The organism is Streptomyces sp. NPDC097640 (assembly GCF_040302705.1).
Lineage (GTDB): Bacteria > Actinomycetota > Actinomycetes > Streptomycetales > Streptomycetaceae > Streptomyces.
Window position 1 is genome coordinate 61,048 of the sequence record NZ_JBEOSB010000004.1, and the last position, 23,205, is coordinate 84,252.

The 23,205-nt window shown below is 71.7% G+C and carries 22 protein-coding genes and 1 riboswitch; of the genes, 16 read left to right on the forward strand and 6 right to left on the reverse strand.

Features of this window, described 5'->3' with window-relative positions; genetic code table 11:
• Nucleotides 1–24: 24 nt before the first annotated feature.
• Nucleotides 25–1,077 (reverse strand): LacI family DNA-binding transcriptional regulator, encoded by a 1,053-nt coding sequence (locus ABTY62_RS06815; protein WP_352128333.1) that lies wholly within the window; start codon nt 1,075–1,077, stop codon nt 25–27.
• A gap of 180 nt (nt 1,078–1,257) precedes the next feature.
• Here ABTY62_RS06815 and ABTY62_RS06820 point away from each other — a divergent pair, with 180 nt between their 5' ends.
• The 11 genes from ABTY62_RS06820 to ABTY62_RS06870 all read left to right on the forward strand — a co-directional run bounded on the left by ABTY62_RS06820 (nt 1,258) and on the right by ABTY62_RS06870 (nt 13,101).
• Nucleotides 1,258–2,424, forward strand: a complete 1,167-nt coding sequence (locus tag ABTY62_RS06820) for a Gfo/Idh/MocA family protein (RefSeq protein WP_352128334.1) — start codon at nt 1,258–1,260, stop codon at nt 2,422–2,424.
• A gap of 2 nt (nt 2,425–2,426) precedes the next feature.
• Nucleotides 2,427–3,392 (forward strand): DUF6807 domain-containing protein, encoded by a 966-nt coding sequence (locus tag ABTY62_RS06825; protein ID WP_352128335.1) that lies wholly within the window; start codon nt 2,427–2,429, stop codon nt 3,390–3,392.
• Between the two features lie 7 nt (nt 3,393–3,399).
• The gene (locus ABTY62_RS06830; protein WP_352128336.1) at nt 3,400–4,149 is read left to right on the forward strand and encodes a cupin; all 750 of its coding nucleotides are present in this window, start codon (nt 3,400–3,402) and stop codon (nt 4,147–4,149) included.
• A gap of 90 nt (nt 4,150–4,239) precedes the next feature.
• Nucleotides 4,240–5,529 carry an ABC transporter substrate-binding protein gene (locus tag ABTY62_RS06835; protein ID WP_352128337.1) on the forward strand — a complete coding sequence of 430 codons (1,290 nt, stop codon included), beginning with the start codon at nt 4,240–4,242 and terminating at the stop codon, nt 5,527–5,529.
• Complete coding sequence (locus ABTY62_RS06840; RefSeq protein WP_352128338.1) at nt 5,526–6,491, forward strand: carbohydrate ABC transporter permease; 966 nt, start codon at nt 5,526–5,528, stop codon at nt 6,489–6,491. Before ABTY62_RS06835 ends, ABTY62_RS06840 begins: the two co-directional genes overlap by 4 nt.
• Nucleotides 6,488–7,369, forward strand: coding sequence for a carbohydrate ABC transporter permease (locus ABTY62_RS06845; protein WP_352128340.1), 882 nt, complete (start codon nt 6,488–6,490; stop codon nt 7,367–7,369). Before ABTY62_RS06840 ends, ABTY62_RS06845 begins: the two co-directional genes overlap by 4 nt.
• A gap of 6 nt (nt 7,370–7,375) precedes the next feature.
• Nucleotides 7,376–8,011, forward strand: a complete 636-nt coding sequence (locus ABTY62_RS06850) for a hypothetical protein (RefSeq protein WP_352128341.1) — start codon at nt 7,376–7,378, stop codon at nt 8,009–8,011.
• A complete protein-coding gene (locus ABTY62_RS06855) occupies nt 8,008–9,807 on the forward strand; it encodes a hypothetical protein (RefSeq protein WP_352128343.1) in 1,800 nt (599 codons plus the stop codon). Before ABTY62_RS06850 ends, ABTY62_RS06855 begins: the two co-directional genes overlap by 4 nt.
• 143 nt (nt 9,808–9,950) lie before the next feature.
• The gene (locus ABTY62_RS06860) at nt 9,951–11,102 is read left to right on the forward strand and encodes a Gfo/Idh/MocA family protein (protein WP_311729657.1); all 1,152 of its coding nucleotides are present in this window, start codon (nt 9,951–9,953) and stop codon (nt 11,100–11,102) included.
• Entirely contained in the window at nt 11,099–12,271 is a 1,173-nt protein-coding gene (locus ABTY62_RS06865; RefSeq protein WP_352128344.1) for a dihydrodipicolinate synthase family protein, read from the forward strand. The genes ABTY62_RS06860 and ABTY62_RS06865 overlap by 4 nt, the downstream gene beginning before the upstream one ends.
• Nucleotides 12,268–13,101 carry a sugar phosphate isomerase/epimerase family protein gene (locus ABTY62_RS06870; RefSeq protein ID WP_352128346.1) on the forward strand — a complete coding sequence of 278 codons (834 nt, stop codon included), beginning with the start codon at nt 12,268–12,270 and terminating at the stop codon, nt 13,099–13,101. The genes ABTY62_RS06865 and ABTY62_RS06870 overlap by 4 nt, the downstream gene beginning before the upstream one ends.
• A gap of 178 nt (nt 13,102–13,279) precedes the next feature.
• Here the strand turns inward: ABTY62_RS06870 and ABTY62_RS06875 are convergent, their stop codons facing one another.
• On the reverse strand, nt 13,280–14,155 hold the full coding sequence (locus tag ABTY62_RS06875; protein WP_352128347.1) for a glycosyltransferase family 2 protein: 876 nt from the start codon (nt 14,153–14,155) through the stop codon (nt 13,280–13,282).
• A gap of 97 nt (nt 14,156–14,252) precedes the next feature.
• A riboswitch (ZMP/ZTP riboswitch) is annotated at nt 14,253–14,340 on the forward strand.
• A gap of 22 nt (nt 14,341–14,362) precedes the next feature.
• On the opposite strand from ABTY62_RS06875, the gene ABTY62_RS06880 reads away from it, so the two are divergent.
• Together ABTY62_RS06880 and ABTY62_RS06885 are read left to right on the forward strand one after the other, a co-directional pair.
• Entirely contained in the window at nt 14,363–15,223 is an 861-nt protein-coding gene (locus tag ABTY62_RS06880) for a bifunctional 5,10-methylenetetrahydrofolate dehydrogenase/5,10-methenyltetrahydrofolate cyclohydrolase (protein WP_352128348.1), read from the forward strand.
• Between the two features lie 336 nt (nt 15,224–15,559).
• Complete coding sequence (locus ABTY62_RS06885) at nt 15,560–16,576, forward strand: phage baseplate protein (protein WP_352128349.1); 1,017 nt, start codon at nt 15,560–15,562, stop codon at nt 16,574–16,576.
• 73 nt (nt 16,577–16,649) lie between these two features.
• Here ABTY62_RS06885 and ABTY62_RS06890 read toward each other — a convergent pair whose 3' ends face one another.
• Both ABTY62_RS06890 and ABTY62_RS06895 read right to left on the reverse strand, forming a co-directional pair.
• A complete protein-coding gene (locus ABTY62_RS06890; protein WP_352128350.1) occupies nt 16,650–17,531 on the reverse strand; it encodes a fructosamine kinase family protein in 882 nt (293 codons plus the stop codon).
• Between the two features lie 43 nt (nt 17,532–17,574).
• Nucleotides 17,575–18,681: an alkene reductase gene (locus ABTY62_RS06895; protein WP_352128644.1), complete on the reverse strand. Its 1,107-nt coding sequence runs from the start codon at nt 18,679–18,681 to the stop codon at nt 17,575–17,577.
• Between the two features lie 73 nt (nt 18,682–18,754).
• Between ABTY62_RS06895 and ABTY62_RS06900 the strand changes: the two genes are divergently transcribed.
• Entirely contained in the window at nt 18,755–19,198 is a 444-nt protein-coding gene (locus tag ABTY62_RS06900; protein ID WP_311729647.1) for a MerR family transcriptional regulator, read from the forward strand.
• Here the strand turns inward: ABTY62_RS06900 and ABTY62_RS06905 are convergent.
• Together ABTY62_RS06905 and ABTY62_RS06910 are read right to left on the reverse strand one after the other, a co-directional pair.
• Nucleotides 19,122–20,678, reverse strand: a complete 1,557-nt coding sequence (locus ABTY62_RS06905; protein ID WP_352128351.1) for a substrate-binding domain-containing protein — start codon at nt 20,676–20,678, stop codon at nt 19,122–19,124. The two genes, ABTY62_RS06900 and ABTY62_RS06905, sit on opposite strands and share 77 nt — an antisense overlap.
• Nucleotides 20,679–20,762: 84 nt before the next feature.
• Nucleotides 20,763–21,452 (reverse strand): SDR family NAD(P)-dependent oxidoreductase, encoded by a 690-nt coding sequence (locus ABTY62_RS06910; protein ID WP_352128352.1) that lies wholly within the window; start codon nt 21,450–21,452, stop codon nt 20,763–20,765.
• Between the two features lie 89 nt (nt 21,453–21,541).
• Between ABTY62_RS06910 and ABTY62_RS06915 the strand changes: the two genes are divergently transcribed.
• Together ABTY62_RS06915 and ABTY62_RS06920 are read left to right on the forward strand one after the other, a co-directional pair.
• Nucleotides 21,542–21,958, forward strand: a complete 417-nt coding sequence (locus ABTY62_RS06915) for a MerR family transcriptional regulator (RefSeq protein ID WP_352128353.1) — start codon at nt 21,542–21,544, stop codon at nt 21,956–21,958.
• 101 nt (nt 21,959–22,059) lie between these two features.
• Entirely contained in the window at nt 22,060–23,157 is a 1,098-nt protein-coding gene (locus tag ABTY62_RS06920; protein WP_352128354.1) for a serine hydrolase domain-containing protein, read from the forward strand.
• The last annotated feature ends 48 nt before the right edge of the window (nt 23,158–23,205 follow it).

Below are 23,205 nucleotides of genomic sequence, written 5' to 3' on the forward strand. Positions count from 1 at the left end.
GGGCACCCCCAGCCGCGGGCCCCGTTACCCGGCGCGCCGCGGCGGAGCCGTGGACGCGCGGGCCATCAGTTCGGAGCGCACCATCGCCACCCCGCCCGGCGGCTGCGGCTCGCGGCCCAGCGCCAGGCGGCCGGCGCGGGCCCCCGCCTCGTGGAGGGGGAGCCGGACCGTGGTGAGCGCCGGGACCGCGTCCGCGCTGAACGGCAGGTCGTCGAAGCCCGCGACCGACACGTCGTCGGGGATCCGCAGCGCCTGGTCGCGCAGCGCCGCGCAGACGCCGAGGGCGATCGTGTCGTTGGCGGCCACGATCGCCGTCAACGCGTCGTCGCGGCGCAGCAGTTCGAGCGTGGCGTCATAGCCGGAGGAGCGGTCGTACAGGCCGTGGACGGTCAGTCGGTCCGCCGCCTCGACCAGGCCCGCCGCCGCCAGGGCCGCCCGGTGGCCGTCCAGGCGGTCGCGGGTCGTGGTGCGCTCGGCGGGGCCCGCGACGTAGCCGATCCGGCGGTGGCCGAGGGTCAGCAGGTGCTCGGTGAGCCGCCGGGCGCCGCCGCGGTTGTCGAAGGTGAGGGTGACCGCGTCCTCGATCGGGGGGCGGCCGCACAGCACCACGCGGGTGCCGGACGCGGCGAGGCGGGACGCCTTGGCGGCGACCGCGGCCATGTGGTCGGGGTGTTCGACCGCGCCGCCGGTGAGCACCACCGCGGCGGCCCGCTGCCGCTGGAGCAGGGTGAGGTAGTTGAGTTCGCGCTCCGGGGAGCCGCCGGTGTTGCAGACGACGGCCAGCTTCTCGCCGTGGCGCCCGGACTCCGCGACCGCGCCCATCTCGGACTGCACGGCCCCGGCGATGATCCCGAAGAAGGGGTCCGCGATGTCGTTGACCAGCACGCCCACCAGATCCGACGTGGCGGCGGCGAGCGCGCTCGCCGGGCCGTTGACCACGTACTCCAGCTCGTCCACCGCGCGCAGCACCCGGGCCCGGGTCGATTCGGCGACCGGATAGTTGCCGCTCAGGACGCGCGACACGGTGGCCGCCGAGACCCGTGCCCGTGCCGCCACATCGGCCAGGGTCACTGCCATGATTCCTCCGTTGGATGGTCCGCTGGTGGTGCGCCGCTCGGTCCGTGCCCATGCTCTCACTGGTCAGGGCCGGTGCCGGAGGACGGATGCGATTGTGCTCTCCCAGGTCTTGTCCGGTCATCAGGACCATGTCTAGGGTCCTCCCCAGCAAGCGCTTTCCCTCGGCGAGGAGCCCCGCCCATGGCCGCAGCCACCACCCGTATCCGTGCCGCCGTCGTCGGCACCGGAGGCATTGTCTCCGGCAGCCATCTGCCCGCGCTCCGCGCGCTGGCCGACCGCGTGGACCTCGTCGCGGGAGTCGACGTGGACGAGGGCCGCCTGGAGGCGTTCCGCGCCCAGGCGGCCGAGCCCGGCGAGGCGGGCCCCGGGTTCACCGTGACCGGGTACACGGATCTGTCCGCCATGCTTGAGGCCGAGCGCCCCGACCTGGTCCTCATCGGCACCCCGCCCTCGCTCCACCGCGAGCAGACCGTGGCCGCGCTGCGGGCCGGTGCCTGGGTGCTGTGCGAGAAGCCGCTGTGTCTCACGCTCGCCGAGTACGACGAGATCGCGGCGGCGGAGGCGGCCGAGAAGCCCGACGGCGGCCCGTACGCGTCGGTGGTCTTCCAGCACCGCTACGGCTCGGGCGCCGTCCACGCCCGGGAGCTGCTGTCGAGCGGCGAGTTGGGCAAGCCGCTGGTCGCCCACTGCCAGACCACCTGGTACCGCAACACGGACTACTACGCGGTGCCCTGGCGCGGCCGCTGGGACAGCGAGGGCGGCGGCCCCTCCATGGGCCACGGCATCCACCAGATGGACCTGCTGCTGCATCTCCTCGGCGACTGGAGCGAGATACGCGGCATGGCCGGGCGGCTGGTCCACGACGTGGAGAGCGAGGACGTCTCCACCGCGCTGGTCCGCTTCGCCAACGGCGCCATGGCCACCGTCGTCAACAGCGTGGTCTCGCCCGACGAGGTCAGCCGGATCCGCGTCGACTGCGCCGACGCCACGGTCGAACTCACCCATCTGTACGGGCACACCAACGACGACTGGGCCTACACCCCCGCCCCGCACGCGGCCGACGACGCCGACCGCGTCGCCCGCTGGCGCACCCCCGCCGCCGACCTGCCCAGCTCGCACAAGGCCCAGCTGGCGGTCGTCCTCGACGCGATGCGGGACGGCGTACGGCCCCCGGGCAGCGGCCCGGACGCCCGCCGCACGATGGAGTTCATCGCCGCGCTCTACAAGTCGGCCTTCACCGGACGGCCCGTCCACGCGGGCGAGATAGCCCCCGGGGACCCGTACTACGACGCCATGCACGGAAACCACCCCGACTTGGCCCCCGCCCCGTCCGCGAAGGAGCAGTGAGCATGACCGAGCCGATCACCGTCACCCATATCCACGGCGAGCGCGTCACGGTCGCCTCCGGGGGTGTCGAGCTGCTGGCCTACGTCTACCGGCCGGACGCCGACCCGTTCGAGTCGCTCAAGCCGTACACCCACCCGCTGTGCACCCTGGCCGGCAACGCGGTCTCCGGCTACCGGCCGAACGACCACCGCTGGCACAAGGGCCTCCAGATGACGGCGAGTCATCTGTCCGAGCAGAACTTCTGGGGCGGCAACTCCTACCTCGGCCCCGAGGAGGGCTACCGGCGGGTCGAGGAGCGCGTCGGCTCGATGCGCCACGACGGCTTCGAGGAGTTCACCGTCGCCGACGACCGGCTGCGGTTCGCCGAGAAGCTGACCTGGGTGGCCCATCCTTCTGAACAACACAGCGGTGGCCAGGAGTGGGCCGAGGAGCTGCGCACCGTCGAGGTGCACTCCGTGGAGCCCGCCGAGGGCACCTGGGCCATCGACTGGTCCATCCGCCTCACCAACATCCGCGGCGAGGAGCTGCGCTTCGGCTCCCCGACCACCGCGGGCCGTGAGATGGCCGGCTACACCGGGCTGAACTGGCGCGGCCCCCGCGACTTCACCGGCGGCGATGTGTTCGGCCCCGGCGGGCGCGGCGGCAAGGGCGAGGAGGGCGCGTCCGGCCTGATGGGCACCCCGGCCGCCGAGGCGCCGTGGATCGCCTTCACCGCCGAGCACGACGACGTGGACGGGCACTCCACGCTGCTGTTCTCGCATGCTCCCGAGAACGCCGAAGCCATTCACGCCTCCCACTGGTTCGTGCGCTCCGAGCCCATCCCCTCGGTTGCCTTCTCCTGGGCGTTCTTCGAGGAGTTCGCGCTGCCCCCGGGCGAGAGCCTCGCGTACCGCTACCGCGTGGTGATCGCGGACGGCGCGTGGGACCAGGAGCGCGCCGAGACCTACCTCAAGTCCCACGGGTGGTGAGCCGGCGATGACCGGGATCACCGACCCGCTGCCGGGCGGGGTGGGTCTTTCCCACATCAGCGCGTATGAGTGGGAGGCCGCCGACGGGGTGTGCGGCGGCAGCCCGCACCTCCACCTGGCCTGCACCGAGGCCTATGTGGTGACCGGCGGGCAGGGCGCCGTGCAGACCCTGACCGTCGAGGACGGTTACGTCGAGACGCCGCTGGAGCCGGGCGCCGTGGTGTGGTTCTCGCCCGGCACGGTGCACCGCATGGTGCAGCGCGGCGGGCTGAAGGTGACCGTGCTGATGCAGAACAGCGGGCTGCCCGAGGCGGGGGACGCCGTGTTCACCTTCCCCGGGGAGGTGCTGGCCGACCCCGAGGCGTACGCCTCGGCCGCCGCCCTGCCCGCCAAGGAGGGGCCCGAGGCCGACGCGGCGGCCCGGCGCCGCCGGGACCTGGCGGTCACCGGCTATCTGGAGCTGAGGGAGGCCCTGGAGAAGGGCGACGACGGCCCGCTGCGCGCCTTCCACGAGGCCGCGGTGCGCCTGGTCGGGCCCAAGCTGGCCGGGTGGGAGCCCCGCTGGCGCGCGGGCGCCCTCGCCGCCGCCCAGCGCACCGGCGACCATCTGGCCGCGCTCGCGGCCGGCGACCCGGCGCATCTGGCGCAGGCCCGTGTCCGCGCGGCCGGGCCCACCCGGCAGGGCGGCTACGGCATGTGCGGCCGCCGCGACGAGTACGAACTCCCCGGGGTCACGCTGCCGTACTACGGCGAGTGACCTGAACCGCTCTATCAGCACGGCCGGAACAACCGCGATCATCGCTGGCCGACCGTAATCGGAAACATCAGAAGGGAGGCTGGCCACAGCATGCTTCGAATCAGGACAAAGGTGTCCTGCGCTCTGGCCCTCACCTTCACCCTCTGCGCGACCCTGACCGGGTGCGGCGGCGGTGAAGGCGGCGGCTCGGGCGGCAAGGTCACCCTGCGCTTCACCTGGTGGGGCAACCCGGACCGGGCGGCCCGCACGGAAGAGGCTGTCAAGCTCTTCGAGAAGAAGAACCCCAACATCAACATCAGCACCTCGTTCGCGGGCTTCGACGCGTACAAGCAGAAGCTCGCCACGCAGGCGGCGGGCGGTGACGCCCCCGATGTGATGCAGCTCGACTACCGCATGATCAACCAGTACGCGGACGGCGGTGTCCTGCTCGACCTGGGCGAGCACAACGAGCTGCGCACCTCCGAGATGGACAAGGGGCTGCTGGCCACCGGCGTCGTGAACGACAAGCAGTACGCGATCCCGGTGGCACGCGGCTCGGAGACCGTGGTGTACGACTCGGTCCTGTGGCGCAAGGCCGGGGTGCCCGAGCCCAAGGTCGGCTGGACCTGGGACGACTGGGCGGACGCCATGGTCAAGCTGTCCAAGTCCAAGGCGACGGGCGGCCGGGTGGGCGGCACCGACCCGGGCCAGAGCGAGGACGTCTTCGAGATCTGGCTGCGCGGCCAGGGCAAGGTCCTTTACACCGACGACTACAAGCTCGGCTTCACGGCGGACGATCTGGCGCGCTACTGGGAGTGGTGCACGAAGCTCCGCAAGCAGGGCGCGGTCAGCTCCGCCCAGCAGACCACCCAGATGGACGGCTCGGTGGAGAACACCCCGTTCGGCCGGCTCACGGCCGTCTCGGACTTCAACTGGGACGCCCCCGCCAGCGGCTATCTGGCGATCGTCGGGGAGGGCGTGAAACTCGCGCCGATGCCGTCGGGCGAGGACGGCACGCCCGGCCAGTACTTCAAGCCGTCGATGTTCTTCGGGGCGTCCGCGAAGACCGGCCACCCCAAGGAGGCCGCCCGGTTCATCGACTTCCTGCTGAACGACCCCGACGCGGGTGCCATCCTCGGCAACTCCCGCGGCATCCCGGCCAACGACTCCATCCGCAAGGTGGTGGCGCCCAAGCTGGAGGGGTTCGACGTGGTGGTCTCGTCGTACCAGAAGCAGTTCGAGGGCAAGCTCAAGGATCCGCCGCCCGCGCCGCCCAAGGGTGACGCGTCGTTGCAGACCACCTTCAGCCGCGACTACGACCAGGTGTCGTTCGAGCAGATGTCGCCGCGTGAGGCGGCCGAGGACTTTGTCACCGAGGCGAAGGCGGAGCTGAGGCAATGAGCGCGACCGCAACCCGCCCCCAGCCGGCCCCGGCGAGCGCCGGCCGGCCGGGCAAGCGCCCCCCGAAGCGCGAGCGCCAGGGTGCCGCCTGGGTGTTCCTGTCCCCGTGGGTGCTCGGCGCCAGTGTGCTGACGCTGCTGCCCATGGCCGTCTCGCTGTATCTGTCGTTCACCAACTACGACATGTTCAACAGCCCCAGCTGGGTCGGCTTCCGCAACTACGTCCAGATGTTCACCGAGGACCCCCGCTACTGGCGGTCGGTCACCTCGACCCTCACCTATGTCGTGATCGCGGTGCCGCTTCAGCTCGCGCTGGCCCTCACGGTCGCGCTGGCGCTGAAGTCGGTCAAGCGCGGCAAGGGCTTCTACCGCTCCGCCTTCTACGCCCCCTCGCTGCTCGGCGCGTCCATGAGCATCGCGCTGGTCTGGCGGGCGGTCTTCAACGACGGCGGCACCGTGGACAACATGCTGTCCTGGTTCGGCCTGGACATCGGCGGCTGGATCAACAAGCCGGGCTGGGCCCTGCTGGCCGTAGCGCTGCTGACCGTCTGGCAGTTCGGCGCCCCCATGGTGATCTTCCTGGCCGGGCTCCAGCAGATACCCGGCGAGCTGTACGAGGCGGCGGCCATGGACGGGGCCGGATGGTGGCGGCAGTTCCGCTCCATCACGCTCCCCATGCTGTCCCCGGTGCTCTTCTTCAACCTGGTGCTCCAGACCATCCAGGCGTTCCAGGTCTTCACCCCGGCCTTCGCGGTCAGCGGCGGCAAGGGCGGACCCGCGGACTCCACGCTCTTCTACACGCTCTACCTCTACGACCGCGGCTTCACCGCCTCCCACATGGGCTACGCCTCGGCCATGGCCTGGGTGCTGCTGGCGGCCATCGGCATCGTCACCGCGGTGCTGTTCCGCACCTCCCGCTCCTGGGTCTTCTACGCCAACGACGACAATGAGGGGGCCCGATGACCACCGTGGACACCACCGTGGCGGCGGCCGCCACGGCCCGCCGCCGCCCGCGCCCCGCCCGGATCGCCCTGCACGTCGTGCTGATCGCCGTGCTGCTGGTGATGCTCTACCCGCTGGCCTGGCTGGTCGCGACCTCCTTCAAGCCGGCCAACGAGGTGATCGCCAGCCTCAAGCTGCTCCCCAGCCACCTGGAGTGGAGCAACTACTCCACCGCGCTGGACGGCGTGAACGAGGTCAGCGTCGGCCAGCTGCTGTGGAACTCGCTGCTCATCGCGGGCGGCGCGGTGCTCGGCAACGTCATCAGCTGCTCGCTCGCGGCGTACGCTTTCGCGCGGCTGCGGTTCAAGATGCGCGGCCCGCTGTTCGCCTTCATGATCGCGACGATCATGCTGCCGCACCACGCGGTGCTGATCCCGCAGTACATCGTGTTCAACCAGCTCGGCATGGTGAACACCTACTGGCCGATGATCCTGCCGAAGTTCCTGGCCACCGACGCCTTCTTCGTCTTCCTCATCGTGCAGTTCATGCGCTCGCTGCCGCGCGAGCTGGAGGAGGCGGCGCGGATCGACGGCTGCGGGCCGTTCCGCTCGTTCTTCAGCGTCATCCTGCCGCTGACCAGGCCCGCCCTGATCACCACCGCGATCTTCACCTTCATCTGGACCTGGAACGACTTCTTCACCCAGCTCATCTACCTCTTCGAGCCGGAGAAGTTCACCCTCACCCTGGCCCTGCGGTCCTTCGTGGACGCCTCCAGCCAGTCGGCCTTCGGCCCGATGTTCGCCATGTCGGTCTTCGCGCTGCTGCCGATCGTGCTGTTCTTCCTCGCCTTCCAGCGCTTCCTGGTGGAGGGCATGGCCAACTCCGGACTGAAGGGCTGAGCCGCCATGCCCCACGCCACCACCCGGGAGCCCGGGGAGCTGGTCGGCCCCCGCTTCGCCCTGTTCTCCGATGTGCTGCTGCTGGGCCTGTCGACCGCCATCGCCTGTCTGCCGGTGCTCACCGCGCCCGCCGCGATGTCCACCGCCTGCGCCGTCCTCGAGCGGCGGGTCCGCCACGACGAGACGGTCACCGTCACCGGCTACTTCCGCGCCCTGCGGGCCCGGCTGCGCACCGGCGACCTGCTGGCCGGCGCGGCCGTCGTGGCGGGCGGCGCGCTGGTGCTGTTCAACGCGCTGGTGGCCGGGGCGGGACTGCCGGGCGCGGCGGTCTTCCGCCCCGCCCTGCTGGCCGCCGGTGCCCTGCTGGCCGTCGTCCTGCTGCGCGCCTGCGCCCGCCCGGAGTCGGCCACCAGCTGGCGGCAGGCGGCGCGCGCGGCGGCGTACGAGACGGTGCGCGCGCCGCGCGGCAGCGTCGTCCTGCTGCTGGCCGTGGCCACCGCGGCGGTCTGCGCCTGGGCCTACCCGCCCCTGGCCCTGCTCGTCCCCGGCCCCCTCGCGCTGGCCGCGCGGGCCGTCGAGCACTCGGGGGCCGGCTCGGCCACTCCTGAGCTTTCCCGAACCACCACGGAGCGCCACAGATGACCCTGCACCGCCGCCACTTCCTCGCCGGGACCGCCGCCGTCGGCGGACTGCTGGCCGCCGCGCCGGAGTCCGTCGCGGCCCCGGCCCGGGCCACGGATGTCGACAAGGAGTTCCTGGCCGTCCTCACCAAGGCGGCCGACGGCCGGGTGGCCGAGGTCCTGGACGGGCGCGCCGCCGCCATCGCCGAGCTGACCAACCAGGGCAAGGCCCGCTGGGCCGCCCGCAGCCTGCGCCTGCTGGTCTCGGTGTACGTGTGGGCCGACGCCGACCACCACCACGACGCCGCGCTGATCGCGCCGCTGACCGAGCTGGCGGACGCGCTGGCCGCCGCGCAGTTCGACGACGGCCTCTACGACCAGGGCGCGGTGCACTCCCCGCCGGACACCGGATTCTCGATCGTCGACCTTGGTCTGGCGTACGGGCTGCTGGACGAGGACGGCCACGCGGCCACGAACGGGGTCCGTGCCACCCTCAAGAAGATCCTGCTCAAGGCAGGCAAGGGGCTGGCCGAGGGCGGGGTGCACACCCCCAACCACCGCTGGAAGATCTGCGCCGCGCTCGCCCGCGTCAACTCCTTCTGGCCGGACAGCAGTTACACCCGTCGCATCGACGCCTGGCTCGCGGAGGGCGTCGACCAGTACCCGGCCGGCCAGTACAGCGAGCGCAGCGCCACCTACGCGCCGATCGTCACCAACCCCTCGCTGCTGACCGTGGCGCGGCTGACCGGCCGGCCGAAGCTGTACGACGACGTGCGCCGCAACCTGGAGGCGACGCTCCACCTGATCGAGCCGAACGGCGAGGTCGAGACGGTGCACTCGCGCCGCCAGGACCAGAAGTCCATGAAGCATGTGTCCGAGTACTGGCTCCAGTACCGGGCCCTGGCGCTTCGGGACAAGGACGGGCGGTTCGCGGCCGTCGCCGAGACCATCCAGCGGCGCGGCAAGGACCAGATCTTCGACGAGACCCCGCTCGGGGACTTCCTCGCCGAGGTGCTCGACCACCCGGAGCTGGCCGAGCCACTGCCCAAGGCCACGGAGATGCCCGGCACGTTCACCTTCCACGACAAGGAGTGCGGCCTGGTCCGGATCGGGCGGGGAGCCGCCCGTACGTCGATCTTCGGCGGGACCGACTTCCCCGATGTGCGCGCCATCGCCTCCGGCCTGTCCACCAACCCGACCTTCCTCAAGTGGCGCAAGGGCGGGGCGATCCTGGACTCGCTGCGGCTGTCCCCGCAGTTCTTCTCCACCGGCCACTTCCGCGCCGAGGACCTGGTGCGCACATCCGACGGCTGGCGGCTGTCGGCGGAGGTGCGCGCCGCGTTCCATCTGCCGCTGCCGCCGCAGCACCGGCGCTCCGACGGGCAGTACCCGCTGACCGACGACGGCCGGTTCTGGTCCGCGATGGACTTCCCGCACCGGCCCAAGCAGTGGCGCACGCTGCGGACGGAGGTGCGGCTGAGGGAGTCCGGCGGCGGCTGGGACCTGGACTTCTCGGTCGGCCCCTCCGAGGTCCCGCTCGCCCTGGAGCTGTGCTTCCGGCCGGGCGGCACGCTCGGCGGCGTGGAGCCGGTCTCCGGCCAGGCGGACACGTACCAGCTGGTGAAGGGGTACGGGACGTACACCGTGGGCGATGACGTGATCACCTTTGGGCCGGGCAACGGCAGCGGACCGCGTCAGCCGGCCACGGTGGACGCGGGGGAGCGCTACAGCTGGATGGCCGGCAGCCTCAATGTGTCCGGCATCCGGGTGCTGATCACCGGGCGCTCACCGTTCGGTTACCGCCTGACGCTGCGCTGATGCGCCGACCGCCCCGTGTCCGCTCTCTGGCTCCACTCTCTCTGTGGACATGGGCGGGCCGGGGCGGTTAGCGTGGTAGATAGAAAGCGCTTGCTATGACCCTGGCGACGTCTGATGAGGACCTCGGTGAGGAGAAGAAAACCGTGACACGCAAGACAGTGCGGATCGCCATGAACGGCGTGACGGGGCGTATGGGCTACCGCCAGCACCTCGTCCGCTCCCTCCTCGCCATCCGCGAACAAGGCGGCCTCGACCTCGGCGACGGCACCGTGCTGTGGCCCGAGCCGGTCCTCGTCGGCCGCCGGGACCACGCCCTGAAGGCCCTGGCCGAGCGCCACGGCCTGGACCACTGGACCACCGACCTGGACGCCGTCCTCGCCGACGACTCGATCGACATCTACTTCGACGCCCAGGTCACCGCCGCCCGCGAGGAGGCCCTCAAGAAGGCCATCGCGGCCGGCAAGCACATCTACACCGAGAAGCCCACCGCCACCGGCCTGGACGGCGCCCTGGAGCTGGCCCGGCTCGCCGACGCGGCCGGCATCAAGCATGGCGTGGTCCAGGACAAGATCTTCCTCCCCGGCCTGCTCAAGCTGAAGCGGCTCATCGACGGCGGCTTCTTCGGCAAGATCCTGTCGGTGCGCGGCGAGTTCGGCTACTGGGTCTTCGAGGGCGACTGGCAGAGCGCCCAGCGGCCCTCCTGGAACTACCGCGCCGAGGACGGCGGCGGCATCGTCGTCGACATGTTCCCCCACTGGGAGTACGTGCTGCACGAGCTGTTCGGCGCCGTACGGTCCGTCCAGGCCCATGTCACCACCCACATCCCCACCCGCTGGGACGAGCAGGGCAAGCCGTACGACGCCACCGCCGACGACGCGGCCTACGGCATCTTCCAGCTCGAAGGCGGCGCCGTCGCGCAGATCAACTCCTCCTGGGCGGTCCGCGTCAACCGCGACGAGCTGGTCGAGTTCCAGGTCGACGGCACCGAGGGCTCGGCCGTCGCGGGGCTGCGCCGCTGCCGCGTCCAGCACCGCTCCGCCACCCCCAAGCCGGTGTGGAACCCCGACATCCCGCTCACCGAGTCCTTCCGCGACCAGTGGCAGGAGGTCCCGGACAACGAGGAGTTCGACAACGGCTTCAAGGCGCAGTGGGAGCTGTTCCTGCGCCATGTCGCCCTCGACGAGCCCTGGCACTGGGACCTGCTGGCCGGCGCGCGCGGCGTGCAACTCGCCGAGCTGGGCCTCAAGTCGTCGGCGGAGGGCCGCCGCCTGGACGTCCCGGAGCTGGGCCTGTGACCATCCACCTCCCCGCAGAGGGCGGCGCCACTCGCCCGTACCAGCCCCGCACCGAACCCGCGGCCTTCGCCCCCGGCGGTGCGCCGCTCGCCTGCCGTACGGTCTTCTCCGCGGCGCATGTCGTCGCCGACCCGTACGCCGATGTGACCCCCGACGGCCCCGCCGCCGTCGACTGGGACGCCACCCTCGCCTTCCGCCGCCACCTGTGGTCCCACGGGCTCGGCGTAGCCGAGGCGATGGACACCGCCCAGCGCGGCATGGGCCTGGACTGGGCCGGCGCCGCCGAGCTGATCCGCCGCTCGGCCGCCGAGGCCAAGGCGGTCGGCGGCCGCATCGCCTGCGGCGTCGGCACCGACCAGCTTCCCGCCACCGAGATCGGCTACCCGTACAGCCTCGAGACGGTCAGGGCCGCGTACGAGGAGCAGCTGGAGGTCGTCGAGACGGCGGGCGCCCAGGCCATCCTGATGGCCTCCCGCGCCCTGACCGCCGTGGCCAAGGGCCCCGAGGACTACCTGGAGGTCTACGGCCACCTGCTGCGCCAGGCCGCCGAGCCGGTCGTCCTGCACTGGCTCGGCCCCATGTTCGACCCGGCGCTCGAGGGCTACTGGGGTTCCACCGACCTGGACGCCGCCACCCGCACCTTCCTCGACGTCATCGCCGCCCACCCCGACAAGGTCGACGGCATCAAGGTCTCCCTCCTCGACGCCCAGCGCGAGATCGAGCTGCGCCGCCTGCTGCCGGACGGCGTGCGCTGCTACACGGGCGACGACTTCAACTACCCCGAGCTGATCGCGGGCGACGACCGCGGCTTCAGCCACGCCCTGCTCGGCATCTTCGACCCGCTGGGCCCGCTGGCCGCCGAGGCGGTGCGCAGGCTGGACACCGGCGATGTGGCGGCCTTCCGCGGGCTGCTTGACCCCACGGTCGAGCTGTCCCGCCACCTCTTCCAGGCCCCGACCCGCTTCTACAAGACGGGCGTCGTCTTCCTCGCCTGGCTGGCGGGCCACCAGTCGCACTTCACGATGGTGGGCGGCCAGCAGTCGTCCCGTTCGCTCCCGCACCTGGCGCGCGCGTACGAACTGGCGGACGGCCTCGGCCTGTTCCCGGACCCGGGGCTCGCGGAGTCGAGAATGAAGAATCTGCTGGCGGTATACGGAGTGGCGCAATGACCCAGGACCTCACCCGCCTGAGCCTCAACCAGGAAACGATCAAGCAGTGGTCGCTGCCCGAGCTGGCGGAGGGCTGCGTCAAGGCGGGCGTCCCGGGCGTGGGCCTGTGGCGCGCGCCGGTGCAGGAGTACGGCGTCGAGGCGGCCGCGAGGCTGATCCGCGACGCGGGCCTGGCCGTCACCTCGCTGTGCCGGGGCGGCTTCTTCACCGCGATCGACCCGGACGAGCGCGCCGCCGCCCTCGCCGACAACCGCGCCGCCATCGACGAGGCCGCCACCCTCGGCACCGACACCCTCATCCTGGTCTCCGGCGGCCTCCCGCCCGGCAGCCGAGACCTGTTCGCGGCCCGCGAGCGCATCGCCGACGCGCTGGCCGAACTCGCCCCGTACGCCGCCGAGCGCGGCGTCCGCCTGGCCATCGAGCCCCTGCACCCCATGTACGCCTCCGACCGCTGCGTCGTCTCCACCCTCGCCCAGGCCCTCGACCTGGCCGAGCGCTTCCCGGCGGAGCAGGTGGGCGTCGTCGTCGACACCTACCACCTGTGGTGGGACGACACCGTGGCCGCCCAGATCGCCCGCGCGGGCGCCGGCGGCCGCATCGCCTCCTTCCAGCTCGCCGACTGGATCACCCCCCTCCCGGAGGGCGTCCTCCTGGGCCGCGGCCAACTCGGCGACGGCGCGGTCGACTTCCGCTGGTTCCGCGAGCGGGTCGACGCGACGGGCTTCGACGGACCGATCGAGGTGGAGATCTTCAACCCGGCCCTGTGGGCACGGGACGGCGCGGAGGTACTGGCCGAGGTGGCCGACCGCTACCGCACGCTGGTGCTGTAGGCGGCGTCCGGCGGATCGTGACGCCTGCGGCGGGCCTTCCCCACCCCGCCCCTTCCCGTAACCATGGGCTTCGCCCCAGACCCCCGGGGGTCTGGGGCGGAGCCCCAGTTTCGGGAAGGGGCGGGGTGGGGAAAGATCCGCCGGCCCCCGGCGCGGGGTCCGTAAATCCGCCGCCTGATCAGATGACCGGCGGTCGGCCCAGCCGGGTCATCCGCCATACCGTGGCCCACCGCATCGGCCGACGCGGTGGGCACGGGGTGCGCAGGCCCTCGACAAAGCCTCCGAACCACGCCCGCAAACCCGCCGCCGACCTGGTGCGGGCCACGGTCAGCGCGGTCCAGACGCCCAGGTAGACGGGGACGAGGAGGGCGGGAAGGTGCCGCTTGGCCAGCCAGACCCGGTTGCGGGCGACCATGCGGTAGAAGACCGCGTGCCGGGTCGGCGACGTCCACGGGTGCCGGAGCACCAACTCCGGCTCGTAGAGCACCTTCCATCGCGCGTCCAGGGCCCGCCAGGCCAGGTCGGTCTCCTCGTGGGCGTAGAAGAACGGCTCGGGCCAGCCGCCGACTTCCTCCAGCATCCGCATGGACAGGCCGTGGCCGCCCCCGAGGAACGTCGTCACCAGCCCGCCGCGCATCGGATCCGAGGCACGCAGCCGGGGGACGTGGCGGCGCTGGGTGCGGCCCCGCTCGTCGGCGACACGGAAACTGACGATGCCCAGCCGCGGGTCGGACTCGTACAGGTCCACCAGCCGCGTGAAGACGTCCGTGCTGATCAGCAGCCCGTCGTCGTCCAGGTCCACCACCACATCGACATCCCCGAACTCCTTCAGCCGGGCCAGCGCGACGTTCCGGCCACCGGCGATGCCCAGGTTCTCCGGCAGTTCGACACCGGTGACCCCGTCGGGGAGGGGCGGCAGCGGCGAGCCGTTGCCGACGACCACCACCCGCGTCGCGGGGGTGTCCTGCTCGGCGACCGAGGCGAGCAGGTCGGCCAGTTCGGCGGGCCGAGTGCCCATGGTCAGGATGGCGACGCCAACGCGCGGGTGACGCACGGGTGAACTCCGTTCCTCGGGCCGGTTTCCGGCGATGCTATCCGCCCCCCGGGACCGGCCGCCGTCCGCCGCCGGGCGGCGTACCTCCCCTACAGTGGACGCGGGCCGTGACTGGCGCTGAGGTGGAGCACCACCGGGGAGCGGCCTGACACCGGTTGTCGATGCCGCGCGCCTGGGCGACTCATGCGAGTGCCTCAGGAGTGGCGTATGGACCGGACCCGAACAGCTCGCCTGATGGACGGCACCGGCCTGGCCGGGCGTATCACCGAGGACACCGCGAAGGCCGCCGCGGACATCGCACTGCGCACCGGGACGGCGCCCTGCCTGGCCACCGTGCTGGTCGGAGAGGACCCGGCCTCGGTGACGTATGTCCGGATGAAGCGGGCCAGGTGCCGGAAGGCGGGGATCGAGTCACGGCATGTGGCCCTGCCGGCCTCGGTGAGCACCGGCGTCCTGGTCGACACCATCACCGAGCTGTCCCAGGACCCCGGTGTGCACGGCATCCTGGTGCAGCACCCCATGGGCCCTCACATCGACGAGCGCGCCGCCTTCGAGGCGATCGCCCCCGAGAAGGACGTCGACGGAGTCACCATGCACTCCTTCGCGGCCATGGGCTTCGGCCTGCCCGGCTTCGCGTCCTGCACCCCCGGCGGCATCGTGCGGCTGCTGGACGAGTACGACGTCGACGTCGCGGGCAAGCACGCGGTCGTGGTGGGGCGCAGCGCCATTCTGGGGAAGCCCGCCGGGATGCTGCTGCTCGGCCGGGACGCCACGGTGACGTACTGCCACTCGCGCACCACCGATCTGCCGGCGATCGTGCGCGAGGCCGATGTGCTGGTGGCCGCGGTCGGCCGCCCGCGGTTCATCTCCGGGGCCGATGTGAAGCCGGGCGCCGTGGTGATCGACGCGGGGTACAACCCGGGGAACGTCGGGGACGTCGACTTCGAGACCGCGAGGGAGCGGGCGAGCCTGATCACCCCCGTCCCGGGCGGGGTCGGCCCCATGACCATCGCCGTGCTGCTGGCGCAGACGGTGGAGGCGGCGGCACGGCAACTGGGGCTGGCCTGACACCGGATGTCGTGAGGGGCATGGGCTCCGAGGGGCGCGGGATCATCCGGCCACGGCTGCGGCTGCGTGACGTACTGCTGCGGGGGCGCTGTACGGGCCGGACGCCATCTGGTTGTACGGGGCGATCGACAAGGCGGCGTACAACCGCTGGCTGTACGGCAGTTGAAAGGCGCTCGGCAGCGGCGCGGCCGACGACGCCCGGCGGGTCGATGCCACCGGCACAAGCGCCGCAGGTTAGCCTGTTTGGCTCGGCGGGAAGTAGATTCGTCCTCTGACCTGCGGATTTTCGGTCGATTTACCGTCTGCTTCCCGATTTCGACAAACGGGGAGAAAGCCATGCGCAAAAGCTCATCTGAGGGGAAGCACCGGCTGCTCAGCAGGCGGCGGCTGCTCACGACCGGCGGGGGCGTCGCCGCCGCGGGCGCGCTCGGGACCGCCGGCCTCCTGCTCGCCACCGACTCCGCGAACGCGGCGGTGGCGAACTCCAAGCGGTTCAAGCTGGACGGAGCGGGGGGCAACCCGGTCCTGAAGGCCTCGCTGCATGCCAACTGGGTGATGCAGTCGTTCGCCTACGACAACGTGCATCAGCACATCTACTTCGCGCAGGTCAACAACCAGAACACCAATCCCGACCGCGTCGGCGACATCTGGATCACCAAGACCGACACCTCCGGGAGGCAACTGGGTGCCATGGCCCTGCGCAACTTCGGCCACGGGGTGTCGATCGCGGTGGAGCCCTACGACGGATCCGTCTATCTGTGGACCGAGTGGAAGTCGAGTGCCAAGGGATTCGGCACCAGGATCGGGCGATTCAAGTTCGTCAACGGCGCCACGCTGAAGAAGACCGACAGCGCGATCCAGGACCGCACGCCCTCCATCGGCGACACCATGATCAACCCACAGCCCGCGATCGATCCGTCGACCAACCGGCTGCTGGTGCGTTACAAGACCGGTACGGACAAGCCGCGCCTCGTCGCCTTCAAGCTCAGCGATGCCCGCGCTGGTCGGCTGACCAAGGGCTACCGCCTGGTCGAGCGGGCTCTGCCGTCGCGCGGATCCTGGGGCAAGGACAATCCGTTCCAGGGCTACACCGCCTACGGCCGTTACGCCTACCTGCTGGAGGGCAGGCCCAACAGTTCGTCGTACATCACCGTCATCGACCTCAACGGCACTGGTCAGTCCACTGTGGTGAACAAGTGGAAGACCACGGCCGGCCAGTCGCTGCGCGGCCGCGAGCCGCAGGGCATGGCGATCTGGCTGCCTTCCGGCGGCCCACGGCTGACCTTCGGTTTTCACTCCAACACCTACGGCGTGCGGCAGGCCAGCGTCTTCCACAAGAGCCAGTTCGTGTGACCGGGTGGCCCTGCCGGGCAACCGGCAGGGCTTGCCCCCGGGCCGGTCGGGCTGTGCAGGCGGTTGAGGGCGGTCAGGCAGTCAGGGCCGCGTGGGCCGCGGCGACGGCCTGTTCGGCGTAGCCGCGGCCGAAGAGGACCGCGTGGACCAGGAGCGGGAAGAGCTGGTGCAGGCCGATGCGGTCGGGCCAGCCGTCGGCGAGCGGGGCCGCTTGGCGGTAGCCGTCCAGGACGTGGTCCAGGTGTGGGCAGCCGAAGAGGTGGAGCATCGCCAGGTCGGTCTCGCGGTGTCCGCCGTGCGCGGCCGGGTCGATCAGCCAGGCGTGGCCGTCGGTGCCCCACAGCACATTGCCGTTCCACAGGTCGCCGTGCAGCCGGGCGGGCGGCTCGGCCGGGCCCGCCAGGTCGGGCAGCCGCTCGCAGACGCGCTCGACCACGGCCGCCTCGGCGGGGCGCATGGTGCCGTCGTCCACCGCGCGGCGCAGATAGGGCAGCACCCGGTGGTCGGCGTACCAGGTCGGCCAGTCGGCGCCGGGGACGTTGCGCATCGGCGCGAGCCCGATGTACGCGTCCTCGGGCCCGCCGGGCGGCGGGGCGCCGAACGCGGGGGCGCCGGCGGCGTGCAGGGCGGCCAGGTCGCGGCCGAACCGGGCCGCCGCCTCGGGGCTCGGGCGGCCGGTCGGGACCCGCTCGGTCACCAGCCAGTGCGGGTCGTGGCCGTGCACCGCCGGGACGCGGACCGTCCCGGCCTCGGCCAGCCAGCGCAGGCCCGCCGCCTCGGCCCGCGCGGCGCCGGGGTCGGTGCCGCGCTTGACCATGACCACCTGCCCGCCGTCGAGCACGACTTCGGCGAGCGCCCCCGACAGCGGGCGCAGGGCGGTCACCGGGCGGCCGGTGAGGCGGGCCGCCGCGGCGCCGGGGTCTTCGCCAGCTCCGACTTCGTACGTGGCCGACATCGCGTCGTGTCCCTCCGGGCCGCGGTCGTACAGGTCCGAGCCATCAGCGTACGGCGCCGAGGGTCGGGTAGTCGGTGTAGCCGGTGGGGCCGCCCACGTACATCATGTAGCGGTCTCGGACCGGGTTGACGGGCGCGCCGGTGCGGAGCCGCTCCACGAGGTCGGGGTTGGCGAGGAAGGGCCGGCCGAGCGCGACGATGTCGGCCCCCGCGGCCAGCAGCCGCTCGGCCGCCTGCCGTCCGCCGTCGGCGGGGATCTGCTCGCGGGGCAGGACCGGGTTGCCGATCAGCGTGCCGGGCCAGTCCGCGCGGATGCGCTGGAAGAGGGGCTGCTCCGGGTCGGCGGAGACGATGTGGAGGTAGGCCGGGTTCCGGGTGGCCACCTGCGCGAGCAGCGCCGGGTACAGGGCGTCGGCGTCGGTCTCGGCGATGCCGTTGACCGTGTTGCCGGGCGAGACGCGCAGGCCGACCCGCTCGGGCCCGATCGCCGCGGCGACGGCGTCGACGACCTCGACCACGAACCGGACGCGGTGGTCCACGCTGCCGCCGTAGGCGTCGGTGCGCCGGTTGGTGTTGGGGGCGAGGAACTGGTGGAGGAGGTGGCCGTTGGCGGCGTGCACCTCGACCCCGGCGAACCCGGCGTCCAGCGCCCGGCGGGCCGCGGCGGCGAAGTCGTTGACGGTGGCGCGGATGTCCTCGGGTGTCATCTCGCGCGGGACCACCGCGTCCTGGCGGCCGGTGGGGGTGTGGATGGTCTCCGGGAGCGGGATCGGGGAGGGGGCCACGGGGGTCAGCCCGCTGTTGTCGGGGTGTCCGACCCGGCCGCCGTGCTGGATCTGGAGAAACATCGGACCGCCGCCCGCCGCGGCCACCGCCTCGGTGACCCGCCGCCACCCGGCCACATGGGCGTCGGTGTGGATGGCGGTGATGTTCGGGTAGGTCTGGCCGACGGCGTTGGGGGTGGACGCCTCGGCGATGATCAGCCCCGCGGAGGCGCGCTGGGCGTAGTACTCGGCCATGAGCGGCGTCGGGCTGCCGTCGGCGGCCGCCCGGTTGCGCGTCAGCGGCGCCATGACCAGGCGGTTCGGCAGGTTCAGGGGGCCGAGGCGGGTGGGGGCGAAGAGGCGGGAGGTGGTCGCTGTGTCTGTCATGGTGTCCGTCATGCGGGTACCGTAGAACTTGCCATTGATGTCAGATTCAAGCTCGTGCGGTGTGAGGTGCGTCATGCGGATCGGTGAGCTGGCCCGGCGTACGGGAGTGAGTGAGCGGTCCCTGCGCTACTACGAGGAGCAGGGTCTGCTGGTGGCGCGGCGCACCCCCGGCGGCCACCGCGAGTACGCGGACGTCGCCGTCGACCGGGTGCTGCGCATCCAGGAGTTGTACGCCGCCGGGCTGACCAGCACGAAGATCGGGCAGCTGCTGCCCTGTATGCGGGACGCCGACGGCGGCCCGTCCGAGACCGCCGACGCCCGCCTGGTCACGGACCTCACGGCGGAGCGGGACCGCATCGACCGCATGATCGAGGACCTGCGGCGCTCGCGCGCGGTCCTGGACGAGGTGATCGAGACGGCCTCGGGCAGCCCCGCCGGTCTCACGCGCGATGCGCCCGCCGGCACGCCTGCTGGTTCTCCGGGGCCGAGCAGGGCAGATGGCCGTGGCGCTCGATGAGGTTCCGTCCGGTGTCACCGGCCAGGAAGTCCAGGAACTTTGAGGTGAGGGAGTTGGGCGACGGGGTCCCGTAGGTGTACGCATACTCGGGCTCCCAGAACGGATATGTCTCGTCCCTGACGGTGTCGATCGAGGGCCGGTGCCCGCCCAGGCCCAGCAGCCGCACATCCTTCCGCTCCTCGGCGCGGTCGTTGGCCGCCTTCAGCTCGGTGTAGCCGATCGCGCCCGGCGTCCGCGCCACGGTCTTCAGCACCTCGTCCGTGCTGTCGAGCTCGCAGCGCACGAGGCGCGTGTTGTCGAACTTCGGCGTTCGGCAGTTGTCCGACGTACGCGCGGGCTCGGTCGTGCTGCCGAGCACCCGGTTCTCGAACACCCCGCGCGTGCCCGACTTCCCGTCCCGGCTCACCAGCCTGATCGGCAGATCGGGCCCGCCGGCGAGCCGCTTCCAGTTGGTGATCTCGCCCGAGTAGATCTTCCGCACATCGTCGAGGGTCAGATTCGATATCCGGACCTCCTTGTTCACCACCATCGTGAACACGGACAGCGCGGTCAGATGCTCCTTGAGCCCCGGATCCCCGCTCCCCTCCCGCCCGTCGGAGAACGACAGATACGCCGGAAACCCCTTCGCGCCCTCCCCGACGTCCCGCAGCGTGTCCGTGCCGCGGCCGCTGCCCTGGGCGTCGACGGTGATGTGGGCGGCGCCGTCGCAGTCCTCCTCGTACGCCTTGTCCAGGTCGTTCATCACCGGCTCGAACGCGGTGGAGCCGACGACCGTGAGCGTCCCCTTGGCGCAGCCTTGACGCAGCGGGTCCGGTTCCAGGAGCTGAAAGCCGATGGGCTGGAGGATCATGAGAACCACCAGGCTGCCGATGAGCCCCAGCACGCGGTTGCTGGGCCGCCGGAAATGCTCGTTGTTCCGGATCCTGCCCTCCCGGATGCGCCCGGCGACATACGGCTGCTTGTCCGTCCCGGCGCCGGTCAGCAACACCAGCAGCTTGAAGTGGTCGCCCTTGTTCAGCGGCACCCTCGGCAGGGAGATCTCGTTGCCACGGCAGATCAGCCCCGGATTCGTCACGGTGCCGCGCTGGGGCAGATGGCGCAGCAGATCCGGATGGCTGGGCTCGGTGACGGCGACATCCCTGACCGTGCGGTTGGGGAAGATGGCGGTCAGCCCGCGGTGTTCGGTCGAGGGCGCGGTGATGTAGTCGTCCACGTCGACGCTGCGGAAGCCGTCGTTCTCGATCCGCAGCAGCACGAGCGAGGCCCCGGCGAGGTCGGGCGTGTTCTCCAGCATGCGCAGCCGCTGGTGCAGCGGGCCGTCGCTCGTGCTGTCGTCGATCAACGTGTCCATCTGCACGCGGTATCCGATGCGTTTCCGCCCCGGGATCAGCCGCTCGTACGACAGCCCCCCGACCGTGACCACGACACCGAGCAGCGCCAGCAGATTCTCCGGAGCCACCAGCTCCTTCAGCCATCCCATGAACTTTTCCCCCGTCAGGTCATGAGCCCTGAGGGGGCGAATGTATGTCTCCGGGACGGATACGGGGCCGACGTGGCCGAACTCTCATGAAGTGTTCGTCTCGCGTTCAACCGTCGACGGCGTTCGCCCGGTGTGAAGGACCTCCCGTTTCCACGGGCGCTGTTGTTGCGTATGCAGCCGCCAGTAGTGCTCGGCGATGACATCCGGGTCGAAGTCGGTGCCGGGGGCGACCGGGCCGTCCACGGTCACGGTCGCCACATGGACGCCGGACGGGCCGTACTGGTCGTCGAGAAGTGTCACCAGCGACCGCACACCGGCCTTGCCGAGCGAGAGGCTGAGGTACTGGGGCTTCGGCTCGGGCATCCCGCCGGTGACGAGAAACGAGCCGCTGCCGCGCTCCGCCATGGCCGGGAGGACGTGCGCGGCGGCGGTGATCGCCCCGACCACGTTGACGGCCCAGGCGTCCAGGTGCGCGGACGCGGACAGGTCGCCGAGCGCGTCCGACTGGATGATCGCGGCGTTGTACACGACGACGTCGGGCAGGCCGAACTGCTCGGTCGCGGTGTCCAGGGCGGCGCGCAGGGCGCGTTCGTCGGTGGAGTCGGCGACCAGCGGGAGCGTCGGCACCCCGGTGGGGGAAACGGCCTCCGCCGTGGCCGTCAGTGTCGTCTCCGACCGTGCGACGAGGGCGATCGGCAGGCCCTCGCGCGCGAAGCGGCGGGCGACCGACCGGCCGATCCCCGGCCCCGCTCCGATGATGACCGCACCCGGCATGATTGCTCCTTCGTCGTCGGCATTCCCCGGCGAAGGAAGGCTAAAGTCTCACATCCATGTGAGGGTCAAGCGCGAACGGGGGAGCTCACGTGCGGATCGGCGCCTTGTCCCGCGCAACGGGGGTGAGTCATCGGCTGCTGCGGTACTACGAGGAGCAAGGTCTCCTCCGGCCGACGCGGCTCCCCAACGGCTACCGCGAGTACGCCGAATCGGACATCGCCGCGGTCAGGCATATCCGGGCCCTGCTGGCGGCCGGTCTGCCCAGCGCGGTCATCGCCCGGGTCCTGGGCTGTGTCCACGACGAGGGAGAACAGCTCATCCCGTCGTCGTGCCCCGGCATGGTCGATCACCTGCGACGGGAACACGTCCGGATCAGCGAGGCGATCGTCCAGCTCCAGAGTTCTCAACAGGCCCTCGACGGGCTGCTCGACGCGGCTCTGAGTCACTCCCGCGAGTCCCGCGAGTCCCGCGAGTCCCCTGAGTCCCGCGAGTCCCGCGACGACTGAGGCCGTTGTCGTCGCACATACCCCATGGGGGTATTGTTCCGAGTCGTTGAAGTCACGGGGCGCTGCGCCGCGCCGGTGCGGCGGAATGGGGGCATGGGGGCATGGTGGACGTCGAGGGATTCGCGGCGGACGGGTACGACGCGGTGCGTCGGGTCTTCCAGAGGCTGGTGGACGACGGCTCGGAAACCGGCGCGGGCCTGTCGGTGTGGCGGGAGGGGCGCGAGGTCGTCAGGCTGAGCGGGGGGTGGTCCGATGCCGGGCGGAGCCGTCCCTGGCGCGACGACACGCTGGTCCAGCCCTACTCGCTGTCGAAGGCGTTCGTCACCCTCGCCGCGCTGGCGGCGGTCCGTCAGGGCGCGCCGGGGCTGGACGAGCCGATCGCCGGGTACTGGGGCGAGTACGGGGTCCGGGGCAAGGACCGGACCACGCTCCGGCATGTGCTGACGCACCAGGCGGGCCAGCCGCGGTTCGCGGCCGAAGCCGCGGGGATCGATCTGCTGGATGACGGCGCGCTGCGGGAGAGCCTGGCCCGGGCGGCGCCGGAGTACGCCCCTGGGACGTCCCTGGGGGAGCACGCGCTGACCTACGGCCACCTGGTGGACGGCATCCTGCGCGCGGGCGCCGGTACGACGCTCGGGGAGATGTTCCATGACGTGGTGCGGCCCGCGCTGGGTCTGGACGCCTGGTTCGGGGTGCCGGATGACGCGCTGGGCCGCGTGGCCGATCTGGAGTACGCGAACCCGGAGTGGCCGCGGCGGTTGCACGCGGCGCCGTGGCTGGAGACCCCCGACGGCGCCCTGGACGTGGAGCGGGTGAACTCCCGGGCCTGGCGGCAGTCGGTCTTCGGAGCGTGCAACCTGCACACGACCGCGACCTCCATGGCGGCGTTCTTCTCCCGCCTCACCAGCGAGGACGGACCGGTGCGCGAACTGCTCGGGCCGGAGCTGCACGCCGAACTCCTCGCCTCCCAAGTCACCGACTTCGACGAGGTCTTCGGCACCAGGATCACCTGGACGCTCGGCTTCGTACGCGACCGGGGCAAGATCGCCAAGGGCGGGATCGGCGGCTCGGTCGCCTGGTGGTCGCTCCGGCACCACCACGCCTGCGCGTACCTGACGCGTCGGTTGGACGACCACTCCCGGGCCGCCGGGATCGCCGCCGCCTTGGGTGACGACCTGGCCGTGGTGGGCGAGGACTGAGCGACCGAGGACAGCGACACGCCGTGACGACGGCGTGTCGCTGTCCGG